Source organism: Denitrificimonas caeni (assembly GCF_027498055.1).
GTDB lineage: Bacteria > Pseudomonadota > Gammaproteobacteria > Pseudomonadales > Pseudomonadaceae > Denitrificimonas.
The window spans coordinates 2,298,845-2,324,263 of the sequence record NZ_CP114976.1 but is presented as its reverse complement, the minus strand read 5'-3'; the positions used below and the strand labels follow the sequence as shown (position 1 = coordinate 2,324,263).

Here is a 25,419-nt window from a genome sequence, read left to right as displayed (position 1 = left end):
GGATGAAAATTTATCGTCCATTGTGGACTGATGGGGCCTTTTTGGCCCCACAACAGTTTCAACAGCAGGCCCGCTGGGATGCTTATGTGACAGGTACTCTAGCGCACAGCATGATTGCCAACCCTTGGGGGGTGCTTTGTGCCGAGTTCGATCTAAACGCCTTAAGCGTCGCACGGTTAAACGCAACCAAGCTTATTGTGTGCTTACCTGATGGCACTTTGATTGACACCGCGCTGGCAGATAACTTGCCACCTGCATGTGATCTATCTTTGTTAGACGGTCGTGAAACTGCCGATATTGTGCTGGCTTTACCATTGCTTCAGGCTAATGGCGCGAACCTAGCCTTACCGGGGCAGGTGGATCGTCCGCGCCGTTACTTGCAAGAGTGGGTGCAAGTACAAGACCTTGTCGGCAATGAACAAACGGAAATTGCCGTACAGCGTTATGCACTGCGCTTGCGCTTTGCACACGATGAAAACAGCGATTACCTGACCTGTCCGGTAGCGCGTTTACGCCGCAATGGCCAAGGCATTTGGGAGCTGGATACAAGTTTTATGCCGCCGATGCTGGCGTATTCTGCCAGTCCGGCGTTGCTGACTGGCTTTAGTGAGCTGATCTATCGTTTACAAGCTAAACGTAACCGTCTCATGGCGATGCGCCGCGAAAGCAATGAGCGCATGGCAGACTTTGCCGTGGCAGATGTTTCCTTGTTCTGGCTGCTCAATGCATTAAACAGTGCAGAACCTGTGCTAGCTGAATTGCACAGCGCGCCGAATCGGCATCCTGAACTTTTGTACCGTGAGTTGGTGCGTCTTGCAGGCAGTTTGCTGACCTTCTCTTTGGAGCACGGTACCGATTCAATTCCAGCCTACCAGCACGGTCAGCCAGAGGCGGTTTTTCCGCCACTGTTGCAGCTACTGACAGAGCTACTCGAAGCCAGTTTGCCATCGCGCGTTATTGCTATTGAGTTACTGAAAAATGGGCAGTTTTGGAAGGGCGCTTTGCATGACAGCCGTTTACGCGAAGATGCTGACTTTTATTTATCTGTACGTTCTGGTTTACCAGCGCATCTACTCACGAGCCAACTGCCTTTATTGTGCAAAGTGGGTAGCCCTGATGATGTCTCAGATGTTGTCAATGTGGCGCTCAACGGGGTTCCGTTACGCGCGTTAAGCCACGTTCCAGCAGCGATTCCTATGCGTCTAGAAAACCAATATTTCGCTTTGGAGCTGAATAACCCGGCAGCCAAAGCGATGCTGGCTTCAGGTCAATGTGCGTTTTATATACCAGGGACTTTAGGTGATGTGCAATTGGAACTTTTTGCGGTGTTACGCTCATGACTAATAAAGCAACAAACCCAGCGAACACGATTGATAGTGTGTTTGCTGATACATGGTTAACGGTATGCCAGCTCAAAAATGGTGTACCTATTGAGAATGGCCTCGCTTTTTATCAGCGTGTATGTGAGCAGATTGATACGGCCAGACAGCAGTTACAAGAGCTGGGGTATTCCACCGAGGCCACTGAGCACATGCTATATGCCCAGTGCGCCTTGTTGGATGAAAGTGTCATGAATAGGAATATTCAGGATGCAGGTTATGAGCAATGGCTTAAGTCACCATTGCAGGCAACGTACTTTAATACGCTCGAAGCAGGTGCAAAGCTATGGGACCGAATTGCCAATGTTTTGCATGAAACTAACGCAGAAAAGGCCGTACTGATCTGCTTTCATCGAGTGCTCGCCCTAGGTTTTACAGGGCAATATCGCAGCAGCGAGGATCTGCATCGAACCCAAGTGTTAAAGCAACTGACTCAGCGCGTTCCAGCCTACGCACTATCAGCCCATTTGCCGCTCACTAAGACGCCGAGCTTAAGTTTTAATCGACGTCACTGGTACTGGTTAAGTTGGGTGTTGGGGGGCGCAGCACTCTTTACTCTATGGTGGTATTTGTCCAATTCCCTGCAGCAGCAACTGCAACAGTTATTGCATTAAGGACACACCATGCACATTTGGATAAAACAAACCTTAGTGTCCTGTGCACTTGGTTTGGCGTTGTGGTTGCTGTGGGGTTTTTGGCTGCTGGGCTTGGGCTTGAGCGTGTTATTAAGCGTGCTGCTGATCGCGTTGGCTGCTGTTTTAAGCTCAGCTAACTATCAGCTTTATCAGCAGCGTCAAAAAGCGCAGCCAGTTTTTGATGAGCAACTGTTACCGGCGCAGGGCTTTCAAGGCACTTTAGTATTGGTATGTGGCTTAGAGCAACCTCTGGCTGATTCGTATCGAGAGTTACAAGCAGGTTGGTATTTAAGTGTTGCAGATAACGAAAGTTTTTTGCAGACGGTGCATTGGTTAGCTGAACAGCGTCCAGAATTGCTCTCTAGAGTCGCCATCATGCTGCCAGTACTGCCTGAGCAATTGACCGATCAAGACGCATTATTGGAGTCGGTGTTTGCTTGGCGGCGAGCAATTGCACAAGCTTCTCGCTATATGGCATATCAGCCAGAAATGTGGTGCGTGCTGTACTTAAATCCATTGCACTCTGCTCAGCCTGCCGTTGCGCAGAGCAAGGCCCCATTATGGTTTAGCGCCAAAACTGGGCAAGCTATACAGGTTGCTGAGGGGCACACCTCATTAGGAACCTTAGACGGCTGGCTCGATCGTCATGCCCACGAAACCTATCCATTACCATTAATGGTTAACTTAGAACATGCCTTGCAGTGGTTACAGCACACCTATTTGCCGCTCTGGCAATTGCCCCAAGCAGGTACGTCATCACTGTCATTGCAGGCTGTAGCTGTGCACTTTGCACCGGTGCTTGCATTGCCGAATAATCTTTGGCAAGCCTATCTTGCGCAACGCACAGGTTTAGTCAGCACGGTTCATGTTACAGCTGCAGCCGTTCTACCGTTTCCAGCGATTTTGCTGAGCCGTAAGGTGAGTCGGCTCAGTTTAACCGTCATGGAGAAAACAGCAGCGCAATTTGCTGGCATTGTTGCAGTGTTTTTACTGTTAGCAATGCTGGCCAGTTTCAACCATAACCAACGGTTAATTCAGCATGCGCAAAATGATTTAGTGCTATTTCGCGGGCTTAGCGGTGAGCCTGTTGAACCTAAATTAGCGGCACAAAAACAATTGAGGGCAAGCGTACAGCAACTGACGCGTTGGGAGCGAGAAGGGATTCCGACTGCCTACTCTGTGGCCTTGTATCAAGGAGGACGCTTATTGCCGCCGCTCCAATCTGCACTGAGCGAATGGGCACCACCACCTGCACCTGCGCCGATCATTCAGCGTGTTGACAATGCGGTCACTTTAGACAGTCTTGCGTTATTTGATGTGGGCCAGTTTTCTTTAAAACCCCAAGCCAACAAAGTCTTAGTCAGTGCCTTGTTAGACGTTAAAGCTAAACCAGGCTGGTTAATTGTTATTTCAGGTCATACCGACAGTACTGGTAGCCCGCAGGCTAACCAACGTTTATCACAGCAACGCGCAGAGTCTGTGCGTGACTGGATGCTAGCCACCAGTGATTTATCAGCGAATTGTTTTGCGGTACAGGGCTTTGGCGACACGCGCCCTGTAGCGGATAACAATAGTGAGGAAGGACGCGGTAAAAATCGCCGCGTTGAAATCCGTTTGCTTCCCCAAGCCGATGCTTGTCAGGAAGTGAACATTAAAAGCACATCATCGTTTACGAAAGATGATGTCTTGTCATTGCAAATGGAGAAGTAAATATGGCAATTCCTGTATATCTATGGCTAAAAGACGATGGCGGAGCAGAGATCAAAGGCTCGGTCGATGTACAGAGTCGTGAAGGAAGCATTGAAGTTGTTGCTCAGGATCACTGTTTATACATTCCTACCGATAACAACACGGGCAAGTTAACGGGTACGCGCATACATACCCCTTTTGTTTTTGTCAAAGAAATTGATGCCTCAAGCCCTTACCTATACAAAGCAGTCACCACTGGCCAAACGTTAAAGACGGCTGAGTTTAAGTGGTATCGCATTGATGATGCGGGGCAAGAAGTGGAGTATTTCAATACTAAGCTTGAAAATGTCAAAGTCGTCAAAGTAGCGCCAAAAATGCATGACGTGAAAGATCCTTCTAAAGAGAAACACAATCACTTAGAAGAAATCGAATTGCGTTACGAGAAAATCACTTGGACCTACAAAGACGGCAACATTATTCATTCCGATTCATGGAGTGAGCGTTCCACCGCCTAAAGGCGTTAAGGCAGGCGAGCAATCGTCTGCCTTTTTTATTGTTTTTCTCAGCTTTTAATCTTGAGCGCTGAGAAAAACAATACATTTTCAATCTTCTTATTTAAAACATGAGTTGCGTTCTAGCACACTCATTGAGCAGGGAGCTAAAGCTATGCCACAGCAATCTATAGTGTTACTACGTCGATTAAACCCATATTGCGTTAAGGCCCTAGAAGCAGCTGCGTCGCTGTGTCAAACACGTGGTCATAGCCAAATTACCATTGAGCATTGGTTATTAAAACTGATGGAACAGGGTGAAAGCGACATCACCGTACTTGCCCGCCGTTATGAATGGGACATGGATGGGGTTTGGCAGGCTCTGCTGCAAAACATTGAGCAATTACCACGCTCAATTCGTAGCGCTCAACCGCAGCTATCAGCGCCTTTGTGCAAGTTACTCCAGCAGGCTTGGTTGATTGCTTCCTTACAAGAGCAGCAAAGCCAAATACGTAGCGTGCATTTATTGTCAGCGCTGATGAGCCATCCTGAGTTGTTAAATTGTGAAGGTGCTTGGCCATTATTGAGCTTGAGTAATGCTCAGTTAGAACGTCTACGCCCATTGCTTGATCAGCAGTCAGAAGAGCGTCCAGAGTTACAGCAAGCAGAGTCTTTAAGCACAGACGTCGATTTAGCCGCCAATCAATTACAAAACCATGCCGTAGCCACGTCTGGTTCATCTGCACAAGCGCTCAACGATGCCCTGCAAGCCGTGCTCGATAAATTTACTCAAGACCTCACAGCCAAGGCACGTGCGGGTGACATCGATCCAGTTTTTGGGCGTGATGATGAAGTACGTCAGATGATTGATATTTTATCGCGACGCCGTAAGAACAATCCGATTCTGGTCGGCGAGCCGGGGGTCGGCAAAACCGCCTTAGTGGAAGGGCTGGCTTTACGTATCGCTCATGGTGATGTGCCTGACAGTTTAAAGAACATCAGTTTACGAACATTGGATTTAGGTTTATTACAAGCCGGAGCGGGCGTTAAAGGTGAATTTGAACAGCGTCTGAAAAACATAATTGAAGCCGTGCAGCAATCACCGCAGCCGGTTTTACTCTTTATTGATGAAGCGCACACCATTATTGGTGCGGGCAATCAAGCAGGTGGCGCCGATGCCGCTAACTTATTAAAGCCTGCTTTAGCGCGGGGTGAGTTACGCACCATTGCAGCCACCACATGGTCGGAATACAAACAGTATTTTGAGCGTGATGCAGCGTTAGAGCGGCGCTTTCAGATGGTCAAAGTCGATGAGCCCGATGACGAAACGGCTTGCCTCATGTTACGAGGTTTAAAGCTGCGTTACGCGCAGTTTCATGGTGTGCATGTCAGTGATGCCGCCGTGAAAGCGGCTGTCACTTTATCACGGCGCTATATAACCGGCCGTCAGTTACCTGATAAAGCGGTGGATCTACTGGATACCGCCTGTGCGCGGGTACGCATCAGCCTCGACACAGAGCCTGCGTTATTGACCCAGCTGCGCTCAAGCATTCAAGCATTGGAGCTAGAACAACAAGCGTTGCTGGATGAAGTGGCGCTTGGGCAGACCACAGATACACAACGCCTCTCTGAAATCAGCGCACAAACTGCATCGCTCGCCGCGCGCTTGCAAGGTGTAGAGCAACAATTTGCTCAAGAGCAAACGCTTATCAAACAACTATTAGAGTGCCGACAACAGCCGCATGAGCTTGCGCAAAGCCAGCAACTGCAGCAGCAACTTGCAGAGGTGCAAGCAGATGAGCCGCTGATTGGTTTAGATGTGGATGTACGCACCGTCGCCAACGTCATTGCCGACTGGACAGGCGTGCCTTTATCAAGTCTGTTAAAGGATGAACAAGGCAGTTTGCTCACACTTGAAGAGCAGCTAGGCCAGCGCGTGATTGGGCAGGAACCTGCATTACACCAACTTGCTCAGCGTTTACGCGCGGCCAAAACAGGCTTAACAGCCGAAGATGGCCCCTTAGGCGTGTTTCTTTTAGTGGGCACCAGCGGTGTAGGTAAAACGGAAACCGCTTTAGCACTGGCCGATAATTTATTTGGCGGTGAAAAATCACTCATCACCATCAACCTGTCTGAATATCAAGAAGCCCATACCGTCAGCCAGCTCAAAGGCTCACCGCCGGGCTATGTAGGTTACGGCCAAGGTGGCGTGCTAACCGAAGCCGTGCGTAAGCGGCCGTACAGTGTTGTGCTGCTGGATGAAGTTGAAAAAGCCCACCGTGATGTACTCAATATCTTTTATCAAGTCTTTGATCGCGGCGTCATGCGTGATGGAGAAGGGCGCGAAATTGATTTTCGTAACACTGTTATCGTAATGACGTCTAACTTGGGTAGCGACCACTTATCGCACTACTTACAAGAACAGCCCGACGCCACAGAAGCACAGTTACATGAGCTGATTCGACCCATCTTGCGCGAGCATTTTCAGCCCGCATTATTAGCGCGCTTTCAAAGTGTCATTTACCGCCCACTGGCAGCGGACGCTTTGCGCAATATTGTTGAAATTAAGCTCAATAAAGTAGCCAAGCGCTTACAGCGCCACTATGGCTTAACCTGCCGCATTGACGAGTCACTCTATGGCAGCCTTGTTGAAGCCTGCCTGCTACCGGATAGCGGCGCACGCAATATCGACAGCCTGCTTAATCAACAAATCTTACCGGTACTTAGCCAACAGCTTTTGTTACGCCAAGCTCAAGCCTTGCCTGCTGCCAGCCATTTGCACTTGGGCTACAACGTAGAAGAAGGTATCAGCTTAGAGTTTGTCGAAAAAATGGATGCTGATCAGCCCATCGAGCTAATGGAGTCAGAAGGAGCACTGTCATGAGCCTTCTTGATAGCGTCAAAACTCAATTAAGTGGCTCGCTAAATCGTTACCAATTGCAGGTGCAAGGCTGTGCTGAACACTTGGATGTTGAGCACTTTATTGGCCGTGAAACCCTAAGTGATTGTTACCGCTATCAAGTGACATTCACCTCCAGCGCGCAGGATTTACAACCGCAGCAGCTACTGCGGCGCAGCGCGACCTTTAGTTTTGTCGGTACGCACATGCCTTTGGCGCAGCTTGCGCAGGTGAAATCGGCAGAAAAAGTAGTGCACGGCATCGTCACTGACTTTAAACGCTTAGCAGGCTCGGCTGATCAAGCTGAATACCAACTGACGATCGAGCCGTTTTTTGCATTGCTGCGGCATCAAAAACGCTCCTATCGCTTTTTTTTAAATCAGTCGATCCCGCAAGTGGTCGAGCAGATTTTGCGCGAACATAATTTTAAAGGGTGGGAGTTTGAGTTCAACCTCAAGCAGACATACCCCAAACGCGAACAAATCAATCAGGTCAATGAAAGTGATCGCGCCTTTATTGAGCGCTTATTGGCTGAGGTCGGGATTTTTTATAGCTTTGCACTCCAGCCTGATACACAAACTGAAATTATTCGCTTTGGTGATCAGCAGAGCTGCTATGAATTTGACAAAAGCCTGTCGCTCAATAGCCCATCAGGGCAAAGCGATAGCGGTACCGCCTCGATTTGGGGTTTGTCGCTGCGTCATCAAGTGGTTGAAAACAGCGTACAGGTTAAAGACTACAACTACCGTCAAGCACAAGACCTGTTGTTAACTGGCCGCACCGACATGACCCGTGGTGATGGCGAAGAACAAAACTATGGCGATGTGTACCATTATCAGGCACGGCACTTAACTCAGGGCGATAAGCTCAACCCTGAGGCAGAAACGGCCAACTTCTGGGCGCGCTTAGACCATGAGCGTTTTTTAGCACGGCAAACGCGTTTGCGTGCCACCAGTAATGATCCAAGCTTAAGCCCAGGCCAAGTGTTGACCATTAACGACAGCCGAGTGCCCAGCAGTTTACCATCGGTATTTCAAGCGCCCATTTTAATTACCCAGCTGCGTTTTAAAGCCAGCCGCTCAGAAGCCTTAAGCATCGCAGTGAGCGCTGCGCCTTACAGCGAAACCCTGTGCTGGCGACCCACACTTAAACCACGGCCCATTATCAGCGGTACTTTAACTGCACGCATCACCAGCGCTAAAGCCAATGATATTTACGCCCATCAAAATAAAGATGGCCTGTATTGGGTTAAGTTTGATGCGGATTTAGATGACAAACCGCAAGGCTATGAAAGCATGCCGGTGCGTCTGGCCAAACCCTACGGCGGCGACACCTATGGTTTGCACATGCCGCTGATTCAAGGCACTGAGGTGGCGATTGCGTTTCATGAAGGCGACCCTGATCGCCCGTATATTGCCCACGCTTTGCATGATTCACGCCACCCTGACCATATCACCGAACGCAACAACACCCGCAACGTACTGCGCACACCATCCAACAACAAACTGCGCATGGAAGATAAGCGCGGCGAAGAGCATATCAAGCTCAGCACCGAATACGGCGGCAAAACCCAGCTCAACCTCGGCCACTTAGTCAATGCCGAACGCAATAAGCGTGGCGAAGGTTTTGAACTGCGCACCGATGATTGGGGGGCGATTAGGGCGGGTAAGGGGTTGTTATTAAGCACTCAAGAGCAAGAGCTCGCAGGTGGCCAGCAACTGGATATGCAGGAAATTACCCACCAGTTGCGACAAGCACTCAATGCTGCAGAGTCCATGTCGCACTCAATGAGTAGTGCGGGAATGGAAGAGCTTGATGTTGAAGCCCAAGAGATGTTTTTAGAAAACATGGTTGATGGTTTGCAGGGGGCGGCAATTGTTGCAGGAGCACCAGGTGGACTCGCCTTATCTACTCCGAGCCATATCCAGCAAAGTGCGTCACAAAATATAGTTACCACATCAGGTAAAAACACCGAAATTACGGCCTTGAAACGTATTGCACTGGCAGCAAAACACTCTGTATCAGTGTTTGCACATGAGCTTGGCATGAAACTGGTAGCTGTCGCTGGAAAAGTGCAGATTCAGGCACAAACTGATGCGCTTGAAATGCTCTCCAAAAAAGCTATGAATATCACGAGTACGGATGATGAAATTATCATTTCTGCTAAGAAGAAAATTACCCTGCAATGTGGAGGCTCGTTTATCACTTTGGACCCCGCAATGATTGAAAGTGGCACTGCGGGTGATTTCCAAGTAAATAGCGCCAACTTTAACTATCAGCAACCAAAAACTAAAGCAGCTCCCTTGCCCGGCTTTACAGCGTGTGAGGTTATAAGTACAGAGGCTGCGCAGCAGGGTGATGCATTGGTTCGGTTGGGTTAACTATGAAAAATATATTTCAAATGGAATACAAAGCACCAAGTGAGCATGGATATGCCATTGTAGACCGATTATTGATTCCGGATCTCGATGAACAAGTTGAAAAAATCGAGCTGATTTCTCCTGTATTAGAACCGCAAGCACACCTGTATCCATGGCTTGTGTCTATGCATGATTTGCCATACCGGTATTGGGAGGAAATGATTAAGGCAAGCGAAGGGCTAGCAGGCGAGCCGCCTCTAATAAAATTTTTCTTTAACAGCTCGCAACCACTGGATCAACTTAAAAGAAACTTAGTAAATGCCTTGTATGTAAAGGATACGGATGGTGCTGGATACATTGTCCGCTACTATGATCCATCTGTTTTTTTTCAATATTGTTGGTTTTTGGGTAGTGCTGGAATAAAAAAATTATTGTCCATGGACGATGCTTTTGAGGTCACTTTTTACCATGTAGGTCAATGGCTTACGTTGCCTGCTCGTCAACATGAAAAGTATGGCTCAGCGCATAGTAAAGTGAGTGTGGCAGATTTTGTATTGTTTTCAAAAAGTATTAAGTCAATCAACAATATGACGGCCAGAACACAAAGTATTCCCGAGAAACTTCAGCAGTCAGCACATGTTTATCAAGCGCTGGCGTTAGCTATTAAAGAGTTTGGCTTGCAGCAAGCAAGCGATCTTGAATCGTTTGCCACACTGTACCTAGAGCACAATAAAGATTTTTATAAAGAAGAAGCGTTTCAACGGATACTTAAACAATCAGTGGGCAACCCTGGGTATTTTCATCTAGAAAGCACGTATTTACTTAAACATGGAGGTTTTTAAAAGTGTCAGCTATCAAGTCGTGTAGTTTTTGTCAGCGTGTTGGTCTTCCTGTTTTTGTTGTGCGCCCTTCGGTTGCATTAAAAACAGACTCCTTTCCAGAGCTTAAAACTGAGTGGAATCAAGGGTTGGAGGTTCCAGAGTATTTATCGCCTATTGCCAGAAGCCTAACTGACGGTTTTGTTTACGTGTATTCGGAAAAGTATGAAACGCTAGATATTTACAGCGTTACTGAAAGAGGCGATTTTTATCGGGTGTTTCTGGACAGTGCGGGCAATCCTCCAACAATAAAAAGCCAACCTTGTGCCAGTTGTAATGATGGCATGGAGTCTTGGCAAGCCAAAACCGTCAGCATTCATATCAATCCTACTGCTAGCAATGGCGTGTATTGGTTTGGTTGGTCAGAAACGCTATGGAGTAAGGAAATTCAGGATAACCATATAAAAAATACTGGCGGCTGCAGAATAAAAAACATGGTGTCTTTTTCTGTTGATCAATGGGCAGCACAACGGGGTGGCGTTGAGCGTAAACAAGGAGAGGCTCTGCCATTTCACGATATCGCGGATTATGTCGCAGATTATGCGTTTGACATTAAAGATAAAAGTGCTGAAGACGAAGTTTTAAAACGCTACCAAGCTTTTGATCATAGAGCAGAAATAAAAGGCGAGCAGATCAGCAAGACAACGCAAATATCTGCATTATCCAAAGCCGTTGCAGGTAATACACAATGCGCTGGAGCCTATGTATGCATTAAAGACCCAGTGAGCATTATTAAAGACATTATGGTCACAAGGCACTGGTTGGTGACTGACGGCTACTACCCTTACCAGACAGATAAAGGCTTTACTGGGCCTTTTGATTATAAAACGGGACCGGCATTTAGAAAGGAAAATGAAAAAGCTTTAGAGTTATTTGAGCGAAAGGTGCAGCTAAGTGGCATGTATCACTTAGCAACGCAGATGCTGGATCAGGCTTTTTATAATGCTGAGATAGAAAAGAAGTATGAGCAATATCAGAAAAGCTATTCAGATTTTCGAAGTGGTTATCTCCTAAGGGCAGGAATTTTCGCTAACGAAACATTACTTTCTTATGAGGATTACAGTAAGAGACATATGCATGCTGACAAAGATCGTGAACTATTTGAAAATAAAACTAAAGAAAAATTGATAGAGCAAGAGCGGTACTATCAGAAGCACGAATGGGAAAGTTTTGATTATAAATATAAAAAAGATCGAGATGAGTTTTATGCACAGATAATTATGCCGCTAGAAGAGCTGGCTCAAATCTTGATGAATTCAGAAGAATTAATGCTGTATTACCAGTATTCGTATTCACAAAATAACCTAGAGGATGGACTTGAGTTTTTAGACTCAATCATTGCATTGATTGAGCATTTAAACTCTGCAGTTAACGTTGCTAATGAAACATCTAAATTTATAGAGGATAAACCAGAGTTTGATTTTAAGAGTTTTAACGGGTGTTTACAGCGTGCCACGCTATTGAATCAAGAGAATGAAATCTCAAGTTTTAATAAACTGATTGCCAATGAAGAATATATCAATGTTGGAAAAGTATTGGCAGATTTTATTAATGTGGCATTGTCATTACATGCTCAGCGAATTGAAAGTAGTATTAATAACCTGATTGCGTTAACTCAGAGTAAATTTGTTGATTTAGCTACAAACAGCGCTCGACAAAAAATACCGTATTTATTTCCAATTTTGAGTGCCTACAGCCAACAACAAGTTTATACCATCAGTTTAGAGCTTGATGGTAAAGATGCGATGAAAGCTTTTACACAACAACTAAAACGCATCAGACACGATTCCAGCAGTTGGGCTTTATATCAACAACTTTTAAATACCGTAGATGAGGAAAACTATGCGGAGCGTGTTGCTAACACTAAAGAGCTGAGCATGACTCGTTATAAAAAACTGATCGACAATGTTTCCCTAAAAGGGAAGCACACAGTCCAGTTTTTGGCCTCTCTACATGAGGAGACAGTGAGTGCCCTTAAGCGGGATGGGGCCGAGGTGATTGCTGCAAGCACTACACAAGGAGCTGCAATTCACTTAAAACCTAATCAACTGCAGACGGTATTTGAAAGCCGAGTGGAGCTTCTTGGTGATTTGCCTAAGGACGGCGTTCTGACTCAAACAGGCCGTGGTGCCGGTGCTGCTAAGAACTTTGAGTTAACCAATCATGTGAGTAGCAATTTGGCCATTAATGGCTTTATGACAGCTTTGCAGCTTGGGGCCTTTGTCATCCTGACCCGTAACTTTTTTAAAGAAGACAGCACAAGCACACGAGCGCGTGCGCAGCTTATGAGTTCTGCCGCTCTGTTAGTCGCTTCATTTGCACAAGCTGCCGATACGGTCTTGGTTGCTAGAAACCCTGACGGTGCGTGGGCTAAAGGTATCAAAACAGGCCTGAAAGACAACAGCAAGCTTGCTAGAGCAGTACCAAGGACGGCTTTGAAAAAGATTGCTCAATACAGTCAGATAGGTGGGGTTGTGCTGGGCATTTTGGATTTTGAGAAAGGGGTTAAATATGGGCTGCAAGGGGATAGTTTGATGGCCTCTGGTTATATTGGTGCAGGTATTGCTGGTAGTACACTATCAGCCTTAGCCTTTCTGGGGTTTATACCCATTGCTGGTCAGGTATTTATTATAGGAATGGTAATTACTGCGAGCGTCTTAGTGCTGTTGTCATTTCAAGAAGACACGCTTGAGCCTTTTCAGGAATGGTTTGTGCGCAGTTATTGGGGAGATCAATCTAAAATCACCATGCTAAAAGATAAGCTGGATAAATATCCGACACACTTCCAAGAGAAGGGCGCTTATCAGCAGACTTTCGGTATTGAAGACAAGGAACAACAGCATGAAAAATAAAATACGCGATAAGTTTCTGCGTTTCATTGCTAAAGCCAGAACAGATAGGATGCGGCTGCCTGTGGGCACGGAAGATTTTAAGAATTACCCCGCTTACGGGGGTGTCAGTGTTGTGGAGTTAAATTCGACGTGCCTGGAGGTGGTGGATGCGAGGTTCGCACACAAGGGCGAACTGGGCTTTTGGTCAATAATTTTGACTTCAGTTATGCTGTATGGGTTAGCTGGATTGGTTATTATTTTTTTAAATATCTTAAATAAAAATTCTTGGGGTGTGGCTGAGTATTCTTTATTAATCGGAATAATAGTCATGTCAGCAGTGCCTTTGCTTATGTTTTTTCTAATATATATTGCTGCTAGACTTGACTTTATGGACTTTAGTGTCAGAAAGATTCGATTTGATAGGAAAAACCAACGTGTTTATTTTATGGATCGTCACGGTCAGTTGCAGAGTTATAACTGGAAAGATATTAATGCTGATTTAACGCATTTGTCTTTGAATGCGCATATGCATACTCAGCTTGAGTTCTTTCGCCGTACGGATCATGAGCGCTACGAGCCTTTGTTTATTTTGGGGTTTTATACAGAAGAGTATTTCACTCTTTGTTATTGGGAGTTTATTCGCTGCTATATGGAAGAAGACGTTGTCGAAGATTTAGTCGAGACGATTGCATACTGCGCGGACTTAGCCGACGGCCAAGAAACGTTCTGGTCTGGGTTTCTAACGCTGGTCAGTAACTATATGGACACAAGAGTTCGATGGATTTGGCTGCCTGTTATGGTGCCCTATACCTTTATATCGGCCTGCTTACGCTGGATAGGCATGCGCACGGGTAAGACATTGGTTTGGCCACAAGAGGTTCAGGAAGCCTGTGCACCTGAGGCGAATGACCCCATTCGAGTGGATGCGTCCCACAACCCGCCGAACCGTTGGGGATACACTTTTATTACCGTACCTATTGAATATTACGATGAACATCACAAGCAGGTTAATAGTGCACGAGAAAGAATCGAAAAGAAGTTAGAAAAGAAATACTCACGACAGACTCGCTCTAGGTCATAAGGGCAAGCCATGAAAAATAAAATACGTGATAAGTTTCTGCGTTTTATTGCTAAAGCCAGAACACATAGGATGCGGCTGCCTGTGGGCACGGAAGATTTTAAGAATTACCCCGCTTACGGGGGTGTCAGTGTTGTGGAGTTGAACTCGACGTGTCTGGAGGTGGCGGATGCGAGGTTCGCACACAAGGGTGAGCTGGGCTTTGGGTTAATGATCTTTATACCCTTGTTTTTAACTGTTGTTAGTTTTTTTATTTTTATTTTTTATAAAACCTTCGACAGAGATTTATTAATTGCTACTGATTTTCTTTTACTTGTTGTGTCGGCAGTTTTTGCCGTACTTTCTTTTGCTTTTGTTTTGTTAGGTCTCTTAATGGCACGCGTTGATTTTACTGACTTTAGTGTCAGAAAGATTCGCTTTAATAGGAAGAATCAACGCGTTTATTTTATGGATCGTCACGGTCAGTTACAGAGTTATAACTGGAAAGATATTAATGCTGATTTAACTCATTTATCTTTGCATACACATATGCATACTCAGCTTGAATTCTTTCGCCGTACGGACTATGAGCGCTACGAACCTTTGTTTATTCTTGGATTCTATGCGGATGAATACCCCACTCTTTGTTATTGGGAGTTTATTCGCTGCTATATGGAAGAAGACGTTGTCGAGGATTTAGCCGAGACAATTGAATACTGTGCGGACTTAGCCGGTGGTCAAGAAACTTTTTGGTCTGGATTTCTAACGCTGGTGAGAAATTATATGACCAAAAGACTTCAATGGATTTGGCTGCCCGTTATGGTGCCTTATACCTTTATATCGGCCTGCTTACGTTGGATAGGCATGCGCACGGGTAAGACATTGGTTTGGCCAGAAGAGGTTCAGGAAGCCTGTGCGCCTGAGGCGAATGATCCCATTCGAGTGGATGCGTCCCACAACCCACAGCAGCCTTGGGGGCAAACTTTTATGACCGTACCCATTGAATACTACGATGTACGCCATAAGCACATTAATGGAGCACGAGAAAGAATCGAAAAGAAGTTAGAGAAGAAATACTCACGACAGACTCGCTCTAGGTCATAAGGGAATATAGCGATGTTAGGTTTTAGAAGAAACAGTATCAATCAGAGAAGCTTGTGAGTATGTTCTGCGTTTGTGGTTTTTTCTGAAGGCTGAAGAGAAAAATATTCAGAAACTGGATACGGAAAAATAATTACTGTTAGGAGCAATTGTAATGAAGGGAGTTATTAGGTTAGGTGATAAAACCACGCATGGCGGACAGGTGCTGTCTGCGTCAGCCAATATGAAATTCGAAGGCATAGCTGTAGCGCGGGTTGGCGATAAAGTTTCTTGCCCCATTCCGGGGCATGGTCTTACGACTATTGTTGAGGGGCATGAGCATTTTAAAGATAACGGAATTCCAGTGGCTTTTAATGAGCATAAGTGCGGTTGTGGTTGTGCTCTAATTTCCTCACTTACAAATGCTGCAGCGAACTAGAATGAAGATAAAACTTGATGATGTTCCTGAGCCAGTTAATACACCTAGTTGGCCTTCGGTTAAAGCTTGGCTGCTAATATGTGTTTTTTTAATCTTGGTTTTCTTATTGGCTCGAGCACAAGTGAAAGAGCCTAGCAACTATTTGTTATTGTCTTGGGATGCTCTGGTTTATGGTCTTTTTGCATTCGTTAGCGTATTTGTTGGGCGTATGTTGTTGTTTAGTTTTAAGTGGTTTTGGGTAGATAGCTGGAATTTAGAGCGTGCAGAACTGATCGATCAAGAAATTAATCGCGGACAAAAAGCGATTAAGTGCTTAGCTTTTGAGTTTGATGTGCCTGATGCAGTATTCAAAGAGGCATTTTCTGATCAGCTACTTGCTTGTGAAATGGGTTTAACTGCAGAAATTGACTCCTCTACAAATCAAGTTATTAAGCGTAAATACTTTGCGCGGAGTTCAGATGATTTTTCAGAAGATATTAGACAATTGGTTTTTGAAAGTAATTTAGGTAAACAATTGATTGAGAGGTCTAAAGCAGGGCACTCCACTTCAGTGCTGTTTGAGTTTGATGATGAAAAAATATCAGAAGAGCTGGATGAGGCTTGGCAAAATCTTTGCATGGAATATGATCTTTCGATCATGCCGGCATCTATAAATGGGCAAGGCTTAGCGGCTCTGGATGATTGGCTCGATATAGATCGAGGATCAGAGTATTTATTAGTTATCGCCATACATTATTCTGACTTAAAGGATGATGGGCATGGAGATGGACTAGTCGCTATGCTTTTTACACAAGGTATGCCGCTGTCTCTCTTAAATGAAAGTTCTAGAGTATGTCGTCCAGAAGAAAAGAAAACAAATAGTCATCAAAAGATGCTGAGTAATGCTGTGCTGTGGGCAGATCAAAATTTTGAAAGTTTAAATGGTTTTTGGTTTTGTGGATTTGGTGCTGATGGGCAGTCTGCCTTTTTATCAACGGAGTTGTTAGAGTTTTTACCTAGTATTACCAAAAATACAGTTGTTGATATTGACTCTAAAATGGGTTTTATGTCTGTGGTAGGACCTTGGTTTTCACTTGTAATGGCTCTTGAGCAGCATAAGAAAAACCAGAAAAAACAATTAGTGATTCATTCACCCACCCAAAGCACTGAGGAATATTGGGCTGTTGTGGTTGGATGATTTTATATTAGCTATTGGTTAAGGTTGTTAGGGATGAGTGATACAGCAGTTGTAAAGAGTAAATCAATTGTTTTCCTAGTATTGATTTATATGTTTTTTATTACATTGTTTGTTACAGCAGGTGTGGGTAGCTACCTGTTGCTGTCAAACTCGAGTGAGCTATCTGTTTCTGTATTATGGTTGCGAGCATTGTTAGTGTGGATAGGGCTTTTTTGCTTATTGCCCTTTTTCATTTTAGCTTGGAATAAACATGCAGCTATAACGTTGAGACGGGCTGCTGGAATACCGATAAACGCTATTGATAATAAAAAAGAATCTAATACTAATGGTTTTGAAAAGTTATTGATGCAGTATTTAAATGCTCAATACGGGTTTTTCTGGAAATCTAAAATAACCTGTATTTTATTTGTAGGTAATAAACATTCAACTGAACAACTGGCCCCTAGCTTAACCACCCAACGCTGGCTGGAGGCCGATGGGCGACTGCTGCTCTGGGGTGGTGAGAGTGCCGACAATATTGATCCTGAAGTGCTCAGTGCATTAAAAAAGTTGCGTCGTCGTCGCCCGTTGGATGCGGTGGTGTGGGCCACTGATGCTTATCTGCAAGCTGATTCGGTTGAGCTGCAATTACACACAGACGGGCTTGATGACGAGCAGTTGGCACGTTTTAAACGTGGGATGGCTGACTGCTTTAAAGCGCTGCGCTGGTCTGCTCCCGTGTACCTGTGGTCACTGCACGGTGTTGCAGATAAAAACGGTGCATTGGTGAGTTGCTTACTGCCTAACACTGTTAATTCACAGCAATTGGAGCAGCGCTTAAATGATCTACAACCGGCTCTTATTGAACAAGGCACACACGCAGTGTTGGACAGCACTCAGCGGACTTTTTTATTGGGATTGGCTGCGTTTTTACGAAACGGCGGGGCGCAGCAATTGAGCCAGCAGTTGCCAGAGTTAGGGGCAGGTTATCCAACGTTGCCTTTTGCTGGAGTGCTGTTCAGTCAAGGCAGTGCACGTGGACGAGCTAAGACCGCGCACATGTGGTTAAAAGATACGCGTTGGGATGATTTTTTCAGTGCTATTCAAGAGGTACCTCAGTCATTACATGCACGCAAACTTGGCTGGCCTTGGGCGCGCATTATGCAAGGTGCGCTGCTTGGTTTGGCGGTGCTATGGGGTTTAGGCATGTTGGGTTCTTATGCGTTTAACCGTCATTTATTAGACAATAGCGCGGCGCAAGCGGCTTTAGCGCACGATGCGCAGCAACCTTTAGCGCAACGCTTGCAGGCGTTGGCGGATTTACAACAGAGCATTGGGCGTTTGCAGTATCAGCAGGAACATTCTGTGCCTGTGTGGCAGCGTTTTGGTTTAAGTCAACATGGCCAGTTGCTGAGCGCTTTATGGCCGGTTTATCAAGCCAGTGCCTTGCCGTTGTTACGCGACCCGAGTGCTGAGCAGTTGCTTGAGCACATGCAGCTGTTGGCTGTTGCTTCGGTGGCAAGCGCTGAGCGTAAAGCATTAGCTCAACCGGTGTATCAATCTTTAAAAGCGTATTTGATGCTCAGCCATGCGGAAAAAATGGAGGCCGAGTTTTTTACCGACACGCTCATGACTCTTTGGCCACAGCGTGAGGATTTGTCTGGGGGTGATTGGCAGCGTTTAGGGCCAGAGTTGCTGCTGTTTTACGCAGAGCATTTGCCGCAACATACAGACTGGCAATTACCGCTAGAGGCTCGTCGGGTCGGACAAACACGCGCGATGCTGGTGCGGGAAATGGGTAATCGCACCAGTGAGTTGGTCTTGTACGAAGAGGTTATTGAGCAACTAACCCCGCAGTATGCTGGTGTGTGGCTGAGCGATATGGTGGGTGAAACCGATGCTTCATTTTTGTTAAGCACTGAGCAGTGGATCCCAGGGGTGTACACCCGCAAAGCATGGGAGGAGGCGGTGTTACCCGCCATTGACAAAGTTGTTAGCCAGCGTCGCAGTGAGCTGGATTGGGTGCTCAGTGATGGCACGCAAAGCCTAAACCAAGAACAGACTCCGGAGGCACTGAAGCAGCGTTTAACCGATCGTTACTTTTCAGCCTTTGCCAATCATTGGCAGAAGTTTTTAAACAGTTTGCAGTGGCGACGTGCTGATCATTTAGCCGATACCGTTGAACAGTTAACCTTGCTGACCGATGTGCGCCAATCCCCCTTAATCGGATTGATGAACACCTTGGCCTATCAAGCCAAAACAGGCCGCCAGCAAGAGGCTTTGTCTGACTCATTAATGAGTTCGGCCAAAGACATCTTTAACAAAGAGCAACAGCCACTGATTAAACAAAACCTGGGCTACAGTGGCCCGCTTGAACCGCTATTTGCGCCTTTATTAAGTGTTTTAGAGCCGAGTAATAGCGGCGCAGGTGCCGAGCACTTGAGCTTTACGAGCTATTTAACCCGCGCCTCACGGGTGCGCTTAAAGTTACAGCAAGTGCTCAATGCCGCGGATCCACAGGGTTTGTCACAAACATTAGCGCAAAGTGTTTTTCAAGGGCGCTCCAGTGATCTGGCTGACACGCAAGATTATGCGCGTTTAGTGGCAGCCAGTCTTGGTCAAGAGTTAGCGGCTTTTGGTGACGCCGTTTGGGTGCAGCCCTTAGAACAGGCGTGGCAGCAGCTACTCACGCCGACAGTGCAAAGCTTCAATTCACAGTGGCAACGTGCAGTGGTGAATGATTGGCAGGCTGCTTTTGTTGGGCGTTATCCACTGCAAAATAACCAATCGGACAGCTCTCTACCGCTGCAAGCACAGTACTTACGTGGTGATAGTGGGCGCATCAATCAGTTCTTAAGCAGTCAGCTGCAAGGGGTTTTACGCAAAGAAGGCACCCGCTGGGTGGCGGACAGCAACACCGCGCAAGGTGTGCGTTTAAATCCTGAGTTTTTACAGGCATTGGACACTTTAGGTGAGCTCGGGGATGTGCTGTTTGCTGCAGGCGATGCCCGCTTAAGTTTTTCTTTGCGCCCCGAAACTAGTCAGGACGTGATGCAGGTCAAACTGGTCATTGACCAACAAGCATTAGACTACCGCAACGAAATGCCACAGTGGCAGCATTTTACCTGGCCGGCGGATACGTTAGCGCCGGGTGCCAGCTTAAGTTGGCGCAGTGTTGATAGCGGAATGCGCTTATATGCAGATTTTTCCGGTAGCTGGGGGCTGATTCGTCTGCTGGAGCAGGCTGAAGTCAGTGACTACCCAGGTTTGCCCAGCAGTTACCGCTTGCGCTGGACAACACCAAGTGGCGAGACATTGAGTTTTATTTTGCGCACCGAGTTAGGCGAAGGGCCATTGGCGCTGCTTAAGCTGCGTGACTTTAATTTACCGCAGCAGATATTTGTTGATTAAAGCTGGAGCTAGACGGCGACAGGGAGAGAGTAGGGATGGGCGTTTTAAGTGGTTTAGGGCAAGCATGTTTTCCGGAAGATCATGCGCAATTTTCAGCAGTGGCGGAACAACAAATTACGCTTTGGCAGCGCTGGTTATTGCCAATTGATGCGAATAATCCAGTCGGTGAAGACCCAAGCTATGATGATGAGTTTGAGCGCATTCGTGAGGAAGTCGGTAAGTTATCAGGAGCTGATGTTGATCTGATTATTGATCTATCGGAAAACTTGCTGACCACTCGCTGTAAAGATTTACGCGTAGTGACGTATTACATTTGGGCGCGCTTGCATAAAGAAGGCGAAGCGGGATTAGCCGATAGCTTGGGTTTGTTGGCAGGGTTGTGCCAACGCTATGGTGAAGCTTTGCTGCCTTTGCGCCCGTCCACACGTAAGGCTGCGATTGAGTGGTTAGGCAGCTCGCGGATTTTAGACAGTTTGTCACTGCACCCAGAAGTTGGGCTGCCTGAGTTTCGACGCATTGTTGCGGCCTTATTGCATGTTCGCCAATCACTAGAAAACTGGGATAAAGATGGGCAGCCTGAACTGGCTGCGCTGCACCATGGTTTAGAAAAACGTTTGGCGCAATCGGGCGGCGCTCAAGCCTTGATTCCGCAAACAATGGGCAGCACGCCAGAGGCAAGTAAGGGACGTCACAGCGAACAACGAAGTGCTACCGGCAATGCTTTGCAGCCTATCCAGTCAGGGCGTGAGCTCCTGGAGCAAGCTAAAGTGCTAGCAGGCTATTTACGCCAACAAGATCAAGGCTGGTTGGCTGGCCACCGACTGATGAAAAGTGTGCGCTGGGATACCATTCATCAAGTACCTCCACAAAATAATCAAGGCTGTACGCGGCTTGAACCACCGCGCTCGGAGGCGCGTGCGCAGCTTAAGCGTTTATATGTACAGCAAAGTTGGAATGAGCTGCTCGAACAAGCCGACCGTCTATTTTCGGAAGGCGTTAATCATTTATGGCTGGATGTGCAGTGGTATTTATACCAAGCACTGACTAAAGCAGGCGCACCTTGGGATGCTTGGGCGGTAATTATTAAGCAAGATTTACAACAGTTGTTGAACCGTTTGCCAGAGCTTGAGCAATTGGCTTGGAGTGATGGCAGTCCTTTTGCAGATGAAGTGACGCGCGAATGGATTAATCGCCAGGTGCTGGAACAGGGCATCGCATCGCTCACTGATTTAAACAGCAATGTGTACGCTGTCGAGCACGACGATATCTTAAGTTTAGAGCAAGAAGCCTTAGCGCACGCAGATACAGAAGGCTTAGAAAGTGCTATCGCTTGGCTGCAATCGCGCCCGAATGTCCATGGGCTACGCCAACAATGGTTTTTGCGTTTGCTTATGGCGCGTTTAGCTGAGCAGTTCGCACGCAATGAAATGGCTTTAAATTTACTACAAGAGTTGGATGCCCAAGCGCAACAGATGACGTTACAGGCTTGGGAACCGAATTATGTTTTTGAGATTAAAGCGCGGCAATTACAGTTGCTGCGCGCTAAGGCATTGCGCAGTGGTGCTGATAAAGCGGGTTTGGTACAACAAATGGAGCAGTTACTTTCAGGCTTAACGCAATTGGACCCCGTGCGCGCCTTAGTTCTATATCAATAATTTAAGACAATATTTTTACACTGAATATTGAATGCGCAGCAATACGTTATGCGTATTTGTAGTGTTGATTTTGTACGTATGGCAATAGTGAGTTGAATAATGGCAATGGATGATTTAACGCTACGTTATTTTGATGCTGAAATGCGTTATTTGCGTGAAGCAGGGAAGGAGTTTGCAGAGGCTCACCCTGATCGAGCGGCGATGCTAGATTTAGATAAAGCGGGCACGCCAGACCCTTTTGTGGAGCGTTTGTTTGAAGGCTTTGCTTTTTCTATGGGGCGCTTGCGAGAAAAAATCGATGATGACTTGCCTGAGTTTACTGAGGGCTTAGTGAGCTTACTGTGGCCGCATTATTTACGCACTATTCCGTCTTTAGCAGTGGTTGAGTTGGCTCCAGATATTCAACACATGAAAATGAGCGAGCATATACCTGAAGGCTTTGAGGTGTTATCACAGCCTGTCGGACCTAAAAAAACTGTGTGCCGTTATCGCACCACGGCCGTTTTGCCTTTGCATCCGTTACACATCAGCCAAGCAACAGTGCGCACTGAGGTGGATGGGCGTTCATTGCTGTGCCTGCGTTTTAATTGCAGCGAACAAGCTGATTGGTCGCAGGTGGATTTATCTCGATTATCCATTTACCTCAATGGTGATGCACCAACCAGTTCCGCCTTACATTTGGCTTTAACTAAACGCGCGGCAAAGCTGTACTGGCGACATTCGCAAAGCAGTGAGCGGATGCCATTCGAAGGGTATTTTGCTCCCGGTGGTTTTGCCGATGAGGACTATCTTTGGCCTAAAAGTGACAGTGCATTTAGCGGTTATCAGTTGTTATTGGAATATTTTACTTTCCGCGAAAAGTTTATGTTTGTCACTTTGTGCGGTCTGGAGCAGTTACATATTCCTGAAAAAACGCAGTGGTTTGAACTGGAAATTGTACTCAGTGAGCAGTGGGACAATGAGCTGCCATTAAGTGCTGAACAGTTGCGTTTGCATTGCACGCCGGTGATTAATTTATTCAGCATTGAAGCTGATCCTTTAACGATCAGCGGCTTGGAAAGTGAGTACTTATTGCGGCCAAGGCGCTTGCAAGATGGTCACACTGAAATCTACTCAGTGGATGATGTAGTTGGGTCGCAGCGTACAGATAAGGCGCGCTATGTGCCTTTTACCAGCTTTCAACATCGTGGCGGAATGTTACGCCACAGTGCTCCGGAGCGTTATTACCACACACGAGTCAAGCGAGGCGTCACTGGCTTGCATGACACTTGGCTGATCTTGGGTGGGCAGGCTTGGGAAACTGAGCGCTATTTACAGCAAGAAACGGTTTCCTTGCAGATCACCGGAACCAACGGTCAGTTACCCCGCAAAGCACTGCAAAGTACGTTATTGAACCGTTGCGAACATGCAATTCAGATTCCACTGCGAGTACAAAACCTGTGCAAGCCAAGTTTACCCGTCTACCCGCCTGCCGAAGATCGTTTTCACTGGCGAGTGCTGAGTCACTTAGGCTCTAGCTTCTTAAATATGATGGCAAGCGCTGAGGTTTTGCGGGGCACTCTGGCTTTGTATAACTGGACGGACGATGAAATGAACAATCGCAAGCTGGATGCGATTGTTGCAGTGCAACATGAACAGGTTCAGCGCTTTGAGCAAGGCTTTTTATTACGAGGCGTTGATATTCAAGTCACGCTCGACAGTAATGGCTTTATGGGAGAGGGGGATATCCATCTTTTTGGTGAGATGCTGAATCGGTTTTTTGCATTGTATGCAGATATTCACTTATTCAATCAGTTGACTCTTATTCTTCAACCAACAGGGAAGTGTATTCGATGGCTCGAGAACCACAATCAGACATTACCGAGCTGATTCATAGCCTGCAGCCGCGACTTGCACAGACTAATTTTTATCGGTTTTGTCAGCTGCTGGAACAAAGCCAGACGCTTGCGGTAAAACTCGGTGCAGGTCACAGCGCCAAGACTGATCCAGTGCGTTTTCGACCGCATCCGGGCATGGGCTTCCCAGTGAGTGAGTTGAAAACGATTGATATTGCCGAAGGGGAGATGCAGCGGCCGACAGTGCGTACAACCTTCTTAGGTTTGTATGGTGTGATGTCGCCATTACCCACCGCTTATATTGATCATATTGCACAAGGTGCAGAGGGTAGCCAACCGTTATCTGACTTCTTAGATATTTTTAATCACCGCTTAACCACACAGTTTTACCGTGTGTGGCGTAAATATTCATACCCTGCCACATTTGAGCCTGGAGGTGCTGATCGCACTTCGCAGTATTTGTTGGGATTGGTTGGGTTGGGTATTGAGGGGTGTGCGGCGCAGATCGGTACGCCGGTATCACGTTTTTTAGCGTTACTTGGCACCATGCGCTTGCCGACACGTACTGCAGAAGGGATTAGTGCATTAGTACGCTTACTGGCTCCGAATACTCAAGTACGCGTCGTGCCGCATGATAAACGCCGTATTCCTTTATTGGCAGCGGCACAGCTGAGTACGCGCCATCCGCTGAGCTTGATGAATAAGCCTGTGTTAGGGCGCACCGCAACTGATGTCAACAGCCAAGTGCTTATTCAATTGAGCAGCAGTGATGCTGATGAGGTTCAGCGTTGGTTGCCAGACGGTCAACTGCATAATGATTTGTTGGCTTTATTGCATGTGTATTTAGGTGCGCGCTTACATGCCCGTCTAGAGCTAAAAGTGTTACGTAGTTTATTGCCTGATGCCCAGCTCAGCGCAACCGGGCGGCAGGGCGGCCAGCTTGGTCAAACTGCGGTGCTAAAAAGTCAAGAAGCGCACTCTAAGGGTGCTTGCTCTGAGCGGCTGATTACAATTGGCTTGGGCCGTTATCAAGCACTTCCTGAACAAACTAAAAGAATAGAGGCAGATGAAAATGGTAACTATCGGTTTTAAATCTCAGCGGGTTCGTGCTTTGGGGCGGGGATTGGTTGTGTTTTGTAGTGTGTTGTTGCTGAGTGCCTGCGGTGTTACACAATCTGTAGGTAATGGTACTGCGGCAATGGCAGAGGCTGTTTTTTATAAAAAAGTTAAAGTACTGCATTTAGATTTAAGCGCACGTAAAACGGCGAATACAGACGCGCTGGGTGTACCTTTATCAACGATGGTGCGTGTTTATCAACTGCGTGATATGAAGGCTTTTGCAGCCGCTGAGTATGGTGCATTGCTGTCTACAGATAGTCATGTTCTAGATGCGGATCTACTTGTGCAAAACGATATATATTTGCGTCCTGGAGAGTCGTATTCGCTATCTGTGCCGCTCAACAAAGAAACACAGTTCGTTGCCGTAACAGCGATGTTTCGTGATCCTGACTTAACCCGTGACAGCTGGCGAGTGGTGCTGGCTAAGTCAGAGTTAGACCCAGACTTACCACGCTCTTTAACTTTGTTAAATCAACAGTTATTACTGCGTGATTTAAAGGAGTAA

General features: G+C 46.6%; 17 protein-coding genes. All 17 read left to right on the top strand.

The features are described 5' to 3' along the window. The first annotated feature begins 2 nt into the window (after positions 1 to 2). The 17 genes from tssK (at position 3) to tssJ (ending at position 25,419) form a co-directional block, all read left to right on the top strand. Positions 3 to 1,340 (top strand): type VI secretion system baseplate subunit TssK, encoded by a 1,338-nt coding sequence (tssK, locus tag O6P33_RS10800; protein WP_269817784.1) that lies wholly within the window; start codon positions 3 to 5, stop codon positions 1,338 to 1,340. Continuing rightward, a complete protein-coding gene (gene tssL, locus O6P33_RS10795) occupies positions 1,337 to 1,993 on the top strand; it encodes a type VI secretion system protein TssL, short form (protein ID WP_269817783.1) in 657 nt (218 codons plus the stop codon). The genes tssK and tssL overlap by 4 nt, the downstream gene beginning before the upstream one ends. Before the next feature lie 9 nt (positions 1,994 to 2,002). Continuing rightward, positions 2,003 to 3,724, top strand: a complete 1,722-nt coding sequence (locus O6P33_RS10790; protein WP_269817782.1) for an OmpA family protein — start codon at positions 2,003 to 2,005, stop codon at positions 3,722 to 3,724. Positions 3,725 to 3,726: 2 nt separating this feature from the next. Next, a complete protein-coding gene (locus O6P33_RS10785; RefSeq protein WP_269817781.1) occupies positions 3,727 to 4,218 on the top strand; it encodes an Hcp family type VI secretion system effector in 492 nt (163 codons plus the stop codon). Positions 4,219 to 4,369: 151 nt separating this feature from the next. Further along, positions 4,370 to 7,078: a type VI secretion system ATPase TssH gene (gene tssH / locus O6P33_RS10780; protein ID WP_269817780.1), complete on the top strand. Its 2,709-nt coding sequence runs from the start codon at positions 4,370 to 4,372 to the stop codon at positions 7,076 to 7,078. Further along, positions 7,075 to 9,474, top strand: coding sequence for a type VI secretion system Vgr family protein (locus O6P33_RS10775; RefSeq protein ID WP_269817779.1), 2,400 nt, complete (start codon positions 7,075 to 7,077; stop codon positions 9,472 to 9,474). Before tssH ends, O6P33_RS10775 begins: the two co-directional genes overlap by 4 nt. A gap of 2 nt (positions 9,475 to 9,476) precedes the next feature. Then, positions 9,477 to 10,295, top strand: a complete 819-nt coding sequence (locus O6P33_RS10770; RefSeq protein WP_269817778.1) for a DUF4123 domain-containing protein — start codon at positions 9,477 to 9,479, stop codon at positions 10,293 to 10,295. Between the two features lie 2 nt (positions 10,296 to 10,297). After that, positions 10,298 to 13,183, top strand: a complete 2,886-nt coding sequence (locus O6P33_RS10765) for a T6SS effector BTH_I2691 family protein (RefSeq protein WP_269817777.1) — start codon at positions 10,298 to 10,300, stop codon at positions 13,181 to 13,183. Next, positions 13,173 to 14,243 (top strand): DUF6708 domain-containing protein, encoded by a 1,071-nt coding sequence (locus tag O6P33_RS10760; protein WP_269817776.1) that lies wholly within the window; start codon positions 13,173 to 13,175, stop codon positions 14,241 to 14,243. The genes O6P33_RS10765 and O6P33_RS10760 overlap by 11 nt, the downstream gene beginning before the upstream one ends. A 9-nt stretch (positions 14,244 to 14,252) precedes the next feature. Next, on the top strand, positions 14,253 to 15,323 hold the full coding sequence (locus tag O6P33_RS10755; protein ID WP_269817775.1) for a DUF6708 domain-containing protein: 1,071 nt from the start codon (positions 14,253 to 14,255) through the stop codon (positions 15,321 to 15,323). 151 nt (positions 15,324 to 15,474) lie between these two features. Continuing rightward, positions 15,475 to 15,738 carry a PAAR domain-containing protein gene (locus O6P33_RS10750; RefSeq protein WP_269817774.1) on the top strand — a complete coding sequence of 88 codons (264 nt, stop codon included), beginning with the start codon at positions 15,475 to 15,477 and terminating at the stop codon, positions 15,736 to 15,738. 1 nt (position 15,739) lies between these two features. Next, entirely contained in the window at positions 15,740 to 16,915 is a 1,176-nt protein-coding gene (locus O6P33_RS10745) for a hypothetical protein (protein ID WP_269817773.1), read from the top strand. A 345-nt stretch (positions 16,916 to 17,260) separates the two neighbouring features. Further along, a complete protein-coding gene (locus O6P33_RS10740; RefSeq protein WP_269817772.1) occupies positions 17,261 to 20,305 on the top strand; it encodes an ImcF-related family protein in 3,045 nt (1,014 codons plus the stop codon). 35 nt (positions 20,306 to 20,340) lie between these two features. Further along, positions 20,341 to 21,960, top strand: a complete 1,620-nt coding sequence (tssA, locus tag O6P33_RS10735) for a type VI secretion system protein TssA (RefSeq protein ID WP_269817771.1) — start codon at positions 20,341 to 20,343, stop codon at positions 21,958 to 21,960. A gap of 99 nt (positions 21,961 to 22,059) precedes the next feature. After that, a complete protein-coding gene (gene tssF, locus O6P33_RS10730; RefSeq protein WP_269817770.1) occupies positions 22,060 to 23,829 on the top strand; it encodes a type VI secretion system baseplate subunit TssF in 1,770 nt (589 codons plus the stop codon). Further along, complete coding sequence (gene tssG / locus O6P33_RS10725) at positions 23,793 to 24,887, top strand: type VI secretion system baseplate subunit TssG (protein WP_420094942.1); 1,095 nt, start codon at positions 23,793 to 23,795, stop codon at positions 24,885 to 24,887. Before tssF ends, tssG begins: the two co-directional genes overlap by 37 nt. Then, on the top strand, positions 24,862 to 25,419 hold the full coding sequence (tssJ, locus tag O6P33_RS10720) for a type VI secretion system lipoprotein TssJ (RefSeq protein WP_269817769.1): 558 nt from the start codon (positions 24,862 to 24,864) through the stop codon (positions 25,417 to 25,419). Before tssG ends, tssJ begins: the two co-directional genes overlap by 26 nt.